The 12,407-nt window shown below is 33.2% G+C and carries 13 protein-coding genes; all 13 read right to left on the bottom strand.

Annotated features, from left to right (window positions below; translation table 11 throughout):
* Positions 1-42: 42 nt before the first annotated feature.
* On the bottom strand, positions 43-708 hold the full coding sequence (locus BMW63_RS15965) for a hypothetical protein (protein ID WP_074724459.1): 666 nt from the start codon (positions 706-708) through the stop codon (positions 43-45).
* A 70-nt stretch (positions 709-778) separates the two neighbouring features.
* A complete protein-coding gene (locus BMW63_RS15960) occupies positions 779-1,048 on the bottom strand; it encodes a hypothetical protein (RefSeq protein WP_074724458.1) in 270 nt (89 codons plus the stop codon).
* A gap of 23 nt (positions 1,049-1,071) precedes the next feature.
* Entirely contained in the window at positions 1,072-1,653 is a 582-nt protein-coding gene (locus tag BMW63_RS15955) for a sigma-70 family RNA polymerase sigma factor (protein ID WP_074724457.1), read from the bottom strand.
* A 19-nt stretch (positions 1,654-1,672) separates the two neighbouring features.
* On the bottom strand, positions 1,673-2,710 hold the full coding sequence (locus BMW63_RS15950; RefSeq protein WP_245744997.1) for an MptA/MptB family glycosyltransferase: 1,038 nt from the start codon (positions 2,708-2,710) through the stop codon (positions 1,673-1,675).
* Between the two features lie 305 nt (positions 2,711-3,015).
* Complete coding sequence (locus tag BMW63_RS15945) at positions 3,016-4,497, bottom strand: cellulose synthase family protein (RefSeq protein ID WP_074724455.1); 1,482 nt, start codon at positions 4,495-4,497, stop codon at positions 3,016-3,018.
* A 4-nt stretch (positions 4,498-4,501) separates the two neighbouring features.
* Positions 4,502-5,191: a glycosyltransferase family 2 protein gene (locus BMW63_RS15940; protein WP_074724454.1), complete on the bottom strand. Its 690-nt coding sequence runs from the start codon at positions 5,189-5,191 to the stop codon at positions 4,502-4,504.
* 11 nt (positions 5,192-5,202) lie between these two features.
* The gene (locus tag BMW63_RS15935; protein WP_074724453.1) at positions 5,203-5,592 is read right to left on the bottom strand and encodes a toxin-antitoxin system YwqK family antitoxin; all 390 of its coding nucleotides are present in this window, start codon (positions 5,590-5,592) and stop codon (positions 5,203-5,205) included.
* A gap of 45 nt (positions 5,593-5,637) precedes the next feature.
* Positions 5,638-6,357, bottom strand: coding sequence for a DUF547 domain-containing protein (locus tag BMW63_RS15930; protein ID WP_083380524.1), 720 nt, complete (start codon positions 6,355-6,357; stop codon positions 5,638-5,640).
* Between the two features lie 17 nt (positions 6,358-6,374).
* Positions 6,375-7,964 carry a 4Fe-4S binding protein gene (locus BMW63_RS15925; RefSeq protein WP_074724452.1) on the bottom strand — a complete coding sequence of 530 codons (1,590 nt, stop codon included), beginning with the start codon at positions 7,962-7,964 and terminating at the stop codon, positions 6,375-6,377.
* A gap of 2 nt (positions 7,965-7,966) precedes the next feature.
* Positions 7,967-9,262: an NAD(P)/FAD-dependent oxidoreductase gene (locus tag BMW63_RS15920; RefSeq protein WP_074724451.1), complete on the bottom strand. Its 1,296-nt coding sequence runs from the start codon at positions 9,260-9,262 to the stop codon at positions 7,967-7,969.
* 80 nt (positions 9,263-9,342) lie between these two features.
* Positions 9,343-10,098 carry a DUF6503 family protein gene (locus BMW63_RS15915; RefSeq protein ID WP_074724484.1) on the bottom strand — a complete coding sequence of 252 codons (756 nt, stop codon included), beginning with the start codon at positions 10,096-10,098 and terminating at the stop codon, positions 9,343-9,345.
* A gap of 330 nt (positions 10,099-10,428) precedes the next feature.
* Positions 10,429-11,388 carry a fasciclin domain-containing protein gene (locus BMW63_RS15910; RefSeq protein WP_074724450.1) on the bottom strand — a complete coding sequence of 320 codons (960 nt, stop codon included), beginning with the start codon at positions 11,386-11,388 and terminating at the stop codon, positions 10,429-10,431.
* Positions 11,389-11,405: 17 nt separating this feature from the next.
* On the bottom strand, positions 11,406-12,290 hold the full coding sequence (locus tag BMW63_RS15905; protein WP_074724449.1) for a hypothetical protein: 885 nt from the start codon (positions 12,288-12,290) through the stop codon (positions 11,406-11,408).
* Positions 12,291-12,407 lie beyond the last annotated feature (117 nt).

Here is a 12,407-nt window from a genome sequence, read left to right as displayed (position 1 = left end):
AGCTTAAGGATAAGGATTTACTTTACAGTCGTATTCTATTTTTTACGGTGCGTAATAAGTTATTTTTAAAATAAATTTCACCGTTTGGACCAACGCTAAAAATAAGAACAGAGCCATAAAAATCGTGTTAAGGTAAGTAGTCATTTTTATTTGATTTGATACAATTAAAAATTGTCCAAAATGGGCAAAAACAAACATTCCCAAACTAGTTCCCAGCACAGCTCCTAGAATGAATATAGTGTTGGTTTTTTTCTTGGGATCTAATTTAGCCGTTCTGAAAAGATAGATATAAATCCCCGACCAATACGGCCATTGGATAAAATTCAAACCATTGAGAAATAGGGCTAATAGAAAGGGATATTGTGCCAGTTTAAAATAAGATAAACTACTGTTTTCATGGCTAGCTGTATTACTCATGAAGTATAGTCCAATTGCCAAAAGGAATAGAATTGTGAAAAGGTCAATTAGTAGCAGCAACTTTTCTTGATTAACGAGCCATCCTGAAATTTTATTTACTGATTGTAGTACAAAATATTGGACTGAAATAATTCCTAGAATAAATGAAAGTGATGCCCAGTTTCCTTGTTCTAATAAAATTTGTAAGCTGATAATGTTGATGTATCCTAAAGGTAATGCACCCATTAAACTGATTAAAAAACCCAGCATAAGCGGATTCTTTTTGGAAAGTAAAGCAGCAATCATTTTCATGTTTTTATACACTGGTTTGTATTACTGGTATAGACACACTTAGTACTGTTTCCTGACAAATTATATCAGACTAGATTTTTTTAATCTCTTCAATAATTTTATTTTTTTTCTCTTCGTCTAATTTAGAAGTTTTTTTGTTAGAGTCAGCGGCAAACCATTTTCCTATGAGTGCATCAATTAATTTAGATTGGGTTTCATAGGTATTACAAGTTTGACATAGGGCTTTGTGAGCCTGTAATTGTATCTTTTCTTTTATCGTTAAAGGAGTAAACATTTGTTTGTCGATTAACTCTGTTGTCTTTTTACAGGGTCTCAACAATATTCTCATTACTGTATTCATTTTCTTCGAATATTAAAGTTTGATTAAACCCATTTTAATTCTAGACATTTTTTTAAAAGCAGCTTGGATCTATGAACAATCTGCCAATAGTTAGACGTAGTAATTTCTAATTCCTGACAAATGGCTTCTGTTTTTTTCTCACTTAAGTATTTGGATGTTACGGCTAATTTCCATTTCTGTGGCAGGTCATCCATACATTTTTCCATGATCGTATTAAAATCAGGATTGTCTAGTAATTCCTGCTCTTGATCCCAAACGGCATTGATATCATTAGTTTTCCAGCATCCATAACTATTAAAAAGTCCATCAGAAAGTTCATAGCCACTAGTTTCGGTCAAACTGAAGTTTTTCTTAGTCGTTCGGGCACTCAATCGGTAATAATCAATCACTTTATTATTGAGTATTGAAAACAACCAGGTCTTAGGTTGGCTTTTGCCTTGAAAACTATCTATTTTATGAAATGCAGCCAAAAAAGTGTCTTGTACTAGATCTTCGGCAACTTCTTTGGAGGAAGTTTTAAAAAATGCCCAAGAATAGAGTTCATCACTAAATTGATTGACCCATTGCTCTAAAATGGATTTTGAATTTTCTTTAATCAGGTCCATGAATTTTGCCTTTTTTATTTTAAAAATTCAAATATACTCTTTTTCCAGACCTTAAAATCTTCCTTTTTTCATAAAAAAGAAAAAGGATAACCGTTAAATATTCGATTGCAATTAACCAATAATTTTCAGCAAACTCTATGTGAGAGTAGGCGCTATAGCTTAAAATTATAGTGTAACTCCATATAAAAGGGTATTTGTAGGATGCAAAAACAGCAATCAAAATAAGATTAATTACGTACCAAGGATGTACTGTCGTAGCAGTAAAAAAATACACAGTCAATACCAATAATATACTGTTGAAAAGTGCGATACTGCTTTTGTTTTTTTCCTTTAAACCTTGAAAAGCAATATAAAAAATCATAAAAACGGGAATAATTTTTCCCGTGATATGAATGATGTTGTATCCGGTAATCCAAAATCCAATCTGACGGATGACGTAATAAATACTGGCATTGAATTCAAAATTAGTGAACCACAGGCCTATGGTTTCGCTATAATTCTGAATTAATTCCTTCGAAAGAAAGGGGAGGAAGAGCAGCACATTTACACCAATAACAATAGTATAAAATGAAATAGCCTTTTTCCAACCTAATTTTTTTAAGAATAGCGGTAATAATAATAATGGTAATAATTTGACGGAAATAGACAATGCCAAAATTAAGGCGGCTAATTTCCATTTATTTTGTTCTAAGAGGTACATTGCCCAAACAAAAAAGAAGAGCATGATTCCTTCAAAATGTAAATTTCCAGTAAGCTCAATAAGAACTAATGGATTGAGTACATACCAGAAAATGCGGTGTTTCTCCATTCCTAAACTGACAAGTAATTTACTGCCGAAATATAATGTTCCAAAATCTGCCGCAATAATTAGTAGTCTCATCGCTATTGCTGCTCCTAGTATAGATTGCGTACTAAAAAAGGCTGCAATGGCAAATAAGAATTGGTTTACAGGTGGATAGTTGGAGTAATGCCCAGCGCTCAAACTTCCCATTCCTTTATACAAATCATAGGCATTCGGAATAGCAAATTTGCTTTGATTGATTAGATCTTTTGGCAACTGCAAATAGGGATTTATATTTTCAAGGATAAGGTTCCCATCCCATATAAACCTAAAATAATCTTGAGATAATCGGGGTAACGCAAATAGAAAAACCAATCGAAATAACAGTGCTGCCCCAATTAAAAAAGAAAGATTGTTTTTTTGTAGCTTTATAATTTGATAAAATGAGACAAACAAAAAACTATAAGAAATCACTAAATATAGAAAATCAGCTCGATTTAAAACATAAGCTATATAGGCATAGATAAGGAGGCTTAGTGTAAAAAAGCCATAGGACTTCCTATTATTTGAAGCATTAAAACTCACTTATTAATTTGGATCGATTTGATAAATACAAAACTAAACCCTAGGAAAAGCATTAAATGCAAGGCAATCAAGCTGTAGTCATTCAATAGAAAAGCACTATACATTGCAAAAATAAAGTAAAGAATTAATATTCCTTCAACAATAGTGTTTTTTGAAATAGTATCGGAAATATAGCTATTTTGGCTCCATTTTTCTTTAAGTGTTTCTATATTCAATTTTGGAGTGCGTACAAATTCACTTTTCTTGCCCCACAAACCCTCCAGCACTGCGATGGTATTGTGAAATGAAAATCCCATTGCAATAGTGTAGAATGTGATGAATAAAGTAATATATTTTAAAAAGTTCATGAAACCTCCTCCATGAATACTTTTGTATGTTGCCCAATAACTGATAAAAAAGAGGATAGAAGTAATGATAAAAAAGATTAACAAGTCAAATACTTTTTCAAATACGGCGAATTCATTTTTTATGTAGAGCATTGGAACACTTAAGATTGCCATTGTAAAAATAGCTAAAAACATAGAACTATTCAATAAATGCAATATTCCATGTGCTTTCGTCTTAAATCCAATAGATTTTGATTGTAATACTCGAGTAGCATTTTTGCTGAAATTTTCGGCGCCTCCTTTATTCCATCTAAATTGTTGGGAACGTGTAGCACTTATAATAGCAGGCAATTCAGCAGGAGTAACCACATTTTCTAGATATTTGAATTCCCATTTTTTTAACTGAGCACGGTAACTCAAGTCCAAGTCCTCAGTAAGAGTATCACTTTCCCAGTTGCCCGCATCTAGGATACATTGCTTTCTCCATACTCCGGCGGTTCCATTAAAATTAATGAAATGCAATTTTGAATTTCGCCCTACCTGTTCTAAAGTGAAATGGGCATCTAAGGCAAAAGCCTGAATTTTTGTCAATACAGAATAATTTCGGTTCAGGTGTCCCCAGCGGGTTTGGACCACCCCAATTTTTGGATTTTTAAAATAGGGAATCGTTTTATAGAGCCAATCTTTTTGAGGGACAAAATCAGCGTCAAAAATAGCGATAAATTCTCCTTTGGCGCTAAGCAAACCTTCCTTCAATGCCCCGGCTTTATAACCCGTTCTATTGGTGCGTCTAATGTGTTTGATATCTAATCCTGACTGTATAATTTTTTTTATTATCACTTCCGTTTCCAGTACGCTATCATCAGTGCTATCATCGAGAACTTGAATTTCCAATCGGTCTTTTGGATAGTCCATTTGTGCAATGGTAGTTAGTAAGCGTTCCACTACATACTTCTCATTGTATATAGGTAGTTGTATGGTTACGGAGGGAATTTCATTTGCGTTTGACAAGTCAAATTGTATAGACTGATCGATACTCGTTTTACTTTTTAGATAGTTTAGCAGTAAATTAAAGTGAGCTAGACTGTATAAAAATAAAAGCAAAATCGAAATGCTGTATAAAATTACAATGATATAAGAAAGTAGTAGCATGCTATTATTTAAAGGTGTATTTGAAAATCCATCCTATTATTTTTACTCCTGCCATAATGCTCCCTTTTACGGTTCCTGACACTTTTGAAACTCCAATTCTATTTTTATAACGAACAGGAATTTCTACGTAGGACATTTTTTGTTTTAGAACTTTAAGTTGCATTTCTACCGTCCATCCGTATGTTTTATCTTCCATATTCAAAGCGACTAATTTTTCATATTTAATGGCTCTAAATGGCCCCAAATCTGTAAATGTCGCATTGAAGAAGTTTTTCATTAAAGTTGTTGCTAAACAATTTCCAAAAACCTGCTGTGGCGTCATCGAATGTTTTTCTCTTAAAGAGACAACTCTAGCACCAACAACAAAATCGATGTCATCATTTACAATAGGAGCAATTAGCTTAGTTAGTTCTTCTGGATAGTCAGAATAGTCTCCATCCAGGAAAACGATAATATCTGGTTTTGTTTCCAGTTGGGCAATATACTCCAGCCCTTTTAAACAGGCATAACCATATCCTTTTCTACTTTCAGCGAGTACAGTTGCCCCCGCATCCTTAGCTACTTGAATTGTGTTGTCTGTAGAATTATTGCTGATTACAATTATTTCAGAAACGCAATTTGGAATATCATGAATGACATTTGCAATCGCTTTTTCTTCGTTGTAAGCAGGAATAATTACGTTAATTTTATTCATCAATCTTTTTATCAGGGATTATCTCTTTTGTATTTTAAAAGAGAATTCCATTCTTTGCTTTTTACTCCGTTTGTATATTGTTCTGCTTTAATAATAGATCCGTTTTTATAAATTATACAAAGTCCTTCTTGTACATTATTTTTAAATTCAGTTTTTTTTTGAATGCTTTCCTTAATATCATAAAAGATCCACCATTTAATTTTTTTATTATCCTCAAAGTGACCTTCTTCTTTTTTAGTGCCATTTTCATAATAATAAAACCAGTAATCTACTTTTTGATTCTCATAAAGCCATCCTTCTGACTTCATATTTCCGTTTTCATAATAATTTTTAAAGTATATTTTTTGCCCTGAAGCTGGCAAAAAATAAAGTAAAATTATTATGAAAACAGATTTAATCATTTGTATAAGTTTAGTAATGGTCAAGCAAAGACTCTTTTCTAGGAGTTATTTTTGGTTTAAAGACCAATCAAAGTCATAGGTTTTAACCGTTAGTTTGTTGTCTACCTTTTTTTCTAAAAACAGATTTATAAAATCGATTTCATTAAAATAGTTTACGGCAAAGTCTTTTTTGTACCACTCAAATATTTTAGGTAGTTCAATTACTTTTAGGTCTTTATTAATGTAAAAATATTCTTTAGAATTAATAACCAGAGTAGCTCGTTGTTTGATTTGTACATCAACTGTAGTGGGTAAGTAAGCAGTGTTTAAAAGCGGCGCACCACCATTTGCACCACTTGCCAATGTAAAATGTACCGCTGGATCAAAAAATAAATCTCTAAGAATTACATTTTGAATATCATTGAGTGTTAATTGTTGATTACCAACAGTAAAAGTCGTTGTATCAAAAAATCCAGGTACTTTTTCTACAGATGCTAATGGAAAATGCTCTATAACAGCTTTAATTACTTCAAGGTTATAAACATTTATCCAGAATGCTTTAGCAAATTTTTTGTCACTAAATTTAGTATCTAGTTTTTCAATATTGCTTAAAATATAGATTAATTCTCCAGGGCTTTTTTTGATGGTAAAATAATCAACTTTACCTTCTTCAGTTACATTTTTCTTTAAAAATTCTGTAGTTTGCTCAAAAAATATTTGAGGAGTTTGTCCAAGAGAAATAAGGGAGAAACCCAAAAAGAATAGCGTTAAAGTAATTTTTTTCATTTGAAATTGTTTAATTATTATTGATTTATTAAGTCCATTAGATCAACGTCATTTCCTAGTAAAATCTCGTTAGAGTTGATTCTTCCCGCAGGAGTATCATTTTCTAATTTTAGCACTCCACGTGGGCATACTGCTGAACAAACTCCACATCCTACACAGGAGGAACGAACGATGTTTTCTCCTTTTTGAGCATAACTACGAACATCAATCCCCATTTCGCAATATGTTGAACAGTTTCCACATGAAATACATTGTCCGCCATTAGTAGTAATTCTAAATCTTGAGAATAAGCGTTGTTGAAGCCCTAATATTGCCGCCATAGGGCAGCCAAAACGGCACCACACACGGTTTCCTAAAATTGGGTAAAACCCAACTCCTACAACGCCACTAAATGCAGCTCCTATTGCAAACCCATACCATTCTCTCAGTGTATTACTATCTAAAAACAGAATGTTTTGATTTCCATAAAAATAATTGAGGAGCAAAGATATAATAATTATTACTACTAACGAAACCATAGTATAAATAGCATCTGTGTCCAAATCTTTTCTTTTGAAAACATATAAAGTCGTAGTGAAAACAGCTAGAAAAATCACGATACCCCAGATGAATTGCCCTTTAGTAATAAAACTCATTTCAGGGTTATTAGACAAAAAAGTAAAGATGACCGCAATAGTCATTACAAACGAAAACACAAGAACGCTATGAATCATCCATCGCTCAATTTTCCAAGATACGGTTGATTTACTTGATAGATGTCTAAAGCTATCGCCAGCAGTTTCTGCTAGACCACCGCAACCGCAAACCCATGAACAATACCAACGTTTTCCATAAAAATAGGTTAGAATTGGGGAGATAATAAAAATCATCGCTATCCCAAATACTAACATGAACATTCCTAAATTCCCTCCTTCAAGCATGTTTTTTAAATGCCAATCATTAAAGAAATAATAATTAAGCGGCCACATGTTTTTTAAATCTTTCGCGAAGTACGCTTTTTCAGGGTTTAATTTTTCGAGTATTTCAGGAATTAGAAAAGCGAATCCCAGCTGAAAAAACATTACCGAAAGAGTACGTACTAACTGGTATTTATTGTGTCTGTACTTTAAAATAAACTTATAACCCAAACCTAGAATGGCGACGGTATACAATGTTCCGTATACAAACCACTGACTAGAAGCTTTTCCATTCAAAATATAACTTAAAGGATCAAAAAATCCAACAATCCCTGTATTGACACCACCGTCTTGATTCAGTCCCAAGTATTGTGGAAACCAGTACAAAACAATATAAAATGCAGTCAGTATAATACCCGTCATCCAAGCCCAACTTCCTTTATTGGTAAAGTTCGTATGCCATATACCGTTGTTTTTTATTCCTTCAGGCTGGTTTAGATACGTTCTGTTAGCATAGACTATAATTCCCGTGAAAATGGAGATGATAGATCCTGCTAGCCAAATCGATTTGTTAGGAAAGGAAACATTTAATAAGGCTAGTGTCATAATGAACAAACCTAGTAATCCAAGTGCAATGCCTAGTTTCTGGATTCCGTCCATTTGCATGTTTTCATGAGAGGCGATAGATATATTTGTGACTGATTTACTCATATTTATATTGTTTTTACACTAACGTATTGGCTACTAAATTGTTTTTGTATTTCGGTTTCGTATGAAGTATAAAACTCTGGGTCAAAGTTGGCTTTTTTCAGATTATCAACGACATAATCAATAGTTTTTTTGTTCGTGAGCACTTTGTCAAAGAACTCATGGCGCATGCGTATTCCAAAAATATTGATGCCTAAAAAAGTTCGGTCATTTTTGTCAAATGAAATTCGGATTGCTTTTTTACCAGAATGGTGTTCCCAATAAAACTGTTCCTCATTTTCTTTGGCTGTAGCCCAAACCCAGCCGTAAGTTTGATATTCAATATCTAAAAATTTAGCCGAATTGAACCAATGCCCCGGCTTGTAAGCGGTAAGTGTGCCGGTTAATGTTTGCGCTAATACTTCTCCCATCATACGGCCAGTGTACCAAACGGCTTCTATTGGTCTGCGTAAATCAATAGCTTCGTGCTGTTCAGCGCAGTCTCCAATGGCATAAATATCTTTAATATTCGTTTCTAAGAAACGGTTCACTTTGACTCCTTTTCCCAGTGCTATTCCAGAATTTTTCAGGAAATCGATATTAGGGGAAACGCCAGCTGTTAAGCCAACAATTTCACAATCAATAGTCTCTCCTTTATCTGTAACAACTGCTTTGGCATGTCCTTTTTCGTCCGAAATAATTTCTACCAAATTAGTTTCCAAACGCAAATCGATATGATGTTCTAAAATATGACGGTTAATCATTTGGCTTTCGCCGAAAGGCAAAACACCATCCCAAAAACTTTTTTCACGAACTAGGAAAGTGACTTGGATATCTCGAGAACGCAGCATTTCGGCTAATTCGATACCAATTAAACCTCCACCTACAATTACGGCACGCTTTGTTGTGGGAGCCCAGTTCTCTAAAGCTTCTAAATCCTGTTTGTGATATAGACCGGTAACCCCTTTTAAATCTTGTCCTGGCCATCCGTATTTATTGGGTTTCGACCCTGTTGCCAGCACTAATTTATCATAGCCTATCTTTTCATTGTTCAATAATACAATTTCTTTTGCATCAGGAACTACGTCAGTAACCATTCCTTGAACTAGGTCAATCTTATTTTTTTTCCAAAAATCATTTTCATAAGGTTGCATGTGCTCAAACTTCATGTGTCCCATGAACACGTACATCAAAGCGGTTCGAGAAAAGAAAAACTCGTTTTCAGAAGATACAATTGTAATTTTTGAATCTGATTTTTTCCGAATGTGACGCGCGAGCGTAATTCCCGCAATTCCGTTACCTATGATGACAATATGTTCCATAAAAATGAATTTGTTCGTTATGTATTTAATATAAAGCTAATCCCTTGATATTTAAAGCTAATCCTTTAAAATCAAAGGTTCTATTTCGATTTAAAGTCAGTACCAGGTGTAAAATAGTTAGTATCTGCTTTAACAAATTTGATATTTGTTAGCGTTGCATGTCCTAATTCATCAGTGAGACCTTTTCCATCTTGCCATCCCCAGAAAATCCATTTTGTTGCCATAGGAATACCGTCAACGGCTTTGTATTCTAAATATTGAATCGCATGTGGATTTTTCTCTGCAGCTTCTTTACCGCCATTTATACTAACGATATAAGCTGCTTTTTCGATTAAATGCGTTGTTTTATCAGCATAAACTACGTACCAATCATCTGGTGCTTCGCCTGTTCCTGATGTAAAGGTTAGCTTTTCTGTCACATAATTTTCATGATCTTTTTCTGTATTATCATACGTATTCCATATCGTTCCTGGATCATTTAATTTATTTGGAAATAAGAAAAAGTAACTCCATGTGAATGTATCAAACCGAACGGATTTTTCATTTGGAATTGTAGGAGAGTAAAACACTTTATCCTTGTCAAAAATGATTTTCGCTCCATTTTTATATTCTATAACTCCTTTAGTTGAGTTGGTAAGAATTGTAAATTTGGCATCCATTCTTTCTTCTCCTCCAAACTCTAATTTTAGATTAAATTGCACCGCTTCTTTAGCTAAAAACTCTTGTTTATGGTGTGCATTTTCAACTTTGTCCGTAAATTTTAAGTTTTCTTCATTCGATTTACATCCTACCGCTGTAAGAATGACTGCTGTTAATGTAAAGGCAATTTTTTTCATTATTTTTTTTTTTTTCATTATGCTAAAAGCAAATATAGTTTTTAGTTCTAGTGACACTTTTTAAAAAACGTTAAATTTTCAGTATCTTCTTTTTGCGAAACCTTGAAATATCCGTTCTAGCGATAGTAGCAAATTATGATTTTCATAAAACCTTTTATTCAATTTGTAAATAAATTCATTTAGACAGTGTTTTTATTTAATTGCTCAAAGGTTTCTTTTGTGTATTGAAATTAAAACTTTTAAAATTTAACAGTTGCAAAACTAGTTTCGCAACTGTTATTTTAATTAATCAAAAAATATTTATCGGTTATTTAGACTAATATAAAGTAATTAGGGTAGTAAAACTTTATCTATAACGTGCACTACACCATTATTACATTGAATATCTGGAATGACCATATTTGCGGGCGCTGTGATTCCTCTACTTTTAACAGTAAAGACTCCGTTTAAAAAAGGACTATACGATAATGTTCCTCCTCCAGCTGTTGTAGCAGTTGTACTTGTTTGCTCTGAAGTAAATTTTCCTCCTCCGATAGCGTGATTTAATAAAACTTGTTGCAACACAGCAGCTGGCGTATTAGCAACATCTTGTACAGTTGCAAAACCTGCAGCTATAAAAGCAGCATCTGTTGGGGCATAAATGGTAAAATTATTATTTGGATCAGCTAAAGTTGGAGCTAAACCAGAAGTAATAACCGCTTGTACTAAGAAAGTAAGTTCTGGTGTTTTAAAAACCTTAGCTTCTTTTAGTAATATCGCCGATGCAACAATGTCAACACCTGTAGCAATCATTACTTTGTCAATAGCATGAACAGTCCCATTACTAGCTTTTACATCTGTTAGGATAATTTTTGATCCATTAATATATAAATCATTTCCTCTACTTATAAAACGTCTATTAATTGTTAATGCAGATGCAGAAGTACTTCCTGACATGATTTGATTGGCTAGTAAATCACCATTAGAAACATGATATAATAATGTATTCGTTAAGAAACTATTTTGTAAACCGCCTAAGCTACCAGTGTTTACCAATCCTAATCTTGCAAAAGCATCGTTTGTAGGGGCAAAAACAGTATAATGTCCTGAAGGATCATTAGGATTGCTATTACTTAGAACTCCTACAACGCCGCCTTGAACTGCAGCGCCTTCAAGTGTACTGAAATTTGGATTAGCAACTGCAATACCAGCTATACTTGGAGTTTCGTCTTTATATTCTGAATCACAAGAAACAAGAGTTGCAATTAAAGATAGTGCTAAAACGACACTTTTTATATTTAAATTTTTCATTTTGTTCGTTTTTTTAATTAAAATTTATAAACTAATCCACCGTAAAAACCAGTCGATTTACCAATGTTTCTACCGGCTACTAAAGTGCTTGCTCCCGCAGAAACACCAAAGGCCTCAGTAAGGGGGGTGTATAGGTTTAAACCTATCTTTGTGTAATTTACTTTTGTAATTGGGAAATAACCTGCGAAACCTTCACCGAAGATATCAACACCGCCTGTAGATTTTTGATTAGCGATAAAAGCATCTCCATAAAAGTATTTTGCAGCATAACCTACTTTAAGCTCTGTTGCATAAGAATTAGGAACATCATTAGATGCATAATTTCCTGCTAACTGCGCTGAAGCAAATACTCCAGAATCCATTCTGAACATTGCCATTCCAGTTGTACTAACTGTAGTACTTCTGTTACCAATTGCAATAATTGATTGAAAACCTTCTTCAACTTTATAATTACTTAATGGTGTTTTTAAACCTAAAGCACCAATAAGGCGTAATGAAGATGAACCAAAATTAAAATTAAAAGGACTGTATTTAACAAATACAGATACATCTTGAAAACCTTTTCTTTCGTTTTCTAAGTTCAAATTTGTTAGTACTTCTTGCGTTGCATTACCTTTTGCAGTTACATATGGCAATACTAATACCACATCAACTTGGTCAGTAATCCCATAAGTTGCATAAATTGAAGTACTGGAGATTTTTGTTTCATTAAAAACGGGGACTCCATCTACTTCTTCAGGAATAAAAAATACTTTGTCATATTTTTCATAGCTGTAAGAAATTGATACATTTCCTTTTCCTTTTCCTTGCATAAACCCACTTATTGGACTCTGCGAAAAAGCAGTATTAACACATCCTAGTGTTGTTACTGCTAAAATTAATAGTAATTGTTTTTTAATCATAATGGTTTATTGTTTTACGTTCGTGACTGATTTACGTAAAATGAATATAGTTGGTTTTAAAAAAAAGGAAAAAAAAGGAAAAATTTTTAAATAATGCTGATTTTGATATAGTTAGCG

This window comes from Flavobacterium frigoris (assembly GCF_900111075.1).
GTDB lineage: Bacteria > Bacteroidota > Bacteroidia > Flavobacteriales > Flavobacteriaceae > Flavobacterium > Flavobacterium frigoris.
Note: the sequence above shows the minus strand (reverse complement) of the source record. Positions and strands in the feature narration are given on the sequence as shown.

Bases quoted from the DNA above. Each gene is read 5' to 3' on its own strand.
- BMW63_RS15935 (WP_074724453.1), bottom strand. From the start codon at position 5,592: ATGATTAAATCTGTTTTCATAATAATTTTACTTTATTTTTTGCCAGCT.
- BMW63_RS15945 (WP_074724455.1), bottom strand. From the start codon at position 4,497: ATGCTACTACTTTCTTATATCATTGTAATTTTATACAGCATTTCGATT.
- BMW63_RS15955 (WP_074724457.1), bottom strand. From the start codon at position 1,653: ATGGACCTGATTAAAGAAAATTCAAAATCCATTTTAGAGCAATGGGTC.
- BMW63_RS15905 (WP_074724449.1), bottom strand. From the start codon at position 12,290: ATGATTAAAAAACAATTACTATTAATTTTAGCAGTAACAACACTAGGA.
- BMW63_RS15915 (WP_074724484.1), bottom strand. From the start codon at position 10,098: ATGAAAAAAATTGCCTTTACATTAACAGCAGTCATTCTTACAGCGGTA.
- BMW63_RS15920 (WP_074724451.1), bottom strand. From the start codon at position 9,262: ATGGAACATATTGTCATCATAGGTAACGGAATTGCGGGAATTACGCTC.
- BMW63_RS15965 (WP_074724459.1), bottom strand. From the start codon at position 708: ATGAAAATGATTGCTGCTTTACTTTCCAAAAAGAATCCGCTTATGCTG.
- BMW63_RS15960 (WP_074724458.1), bottom strand. From the start codon at position 1,048: ATGAATACAGTAATGAGAATATTGTTGAGACCCTGTAAAAAGACAACA.
- BMW63_RS15930 (WP_083380524.1), bottom strand. From the start codon at position 6,357: ATGAAAAAAATTACTTTAACGCTATTCTTTTTGGGTTTCTCCCTTATT.
- BMW63_RS15925 (WP_074724452.1), bottom strand. From the start codon at position 7,964: ATGAGTAAATCAGTCACAAATATATCTATCGCCTCTCATGAAAACATG.
- BMW63_RS15940 (WP_074724454.1), bottom strand. From the start codon at position 5,191: ATGAATAAAATTAACGTAATTATTCCTGCTTACAACGAAGAAAAAGCG.
- BMW63_RS15910 (WP_074724450.1), bottom strand. From the start codon at position 11,388: ATGAAAAATTTAAATATAAAAAGTGTCGTTTTAGCACTATCTTTAATT.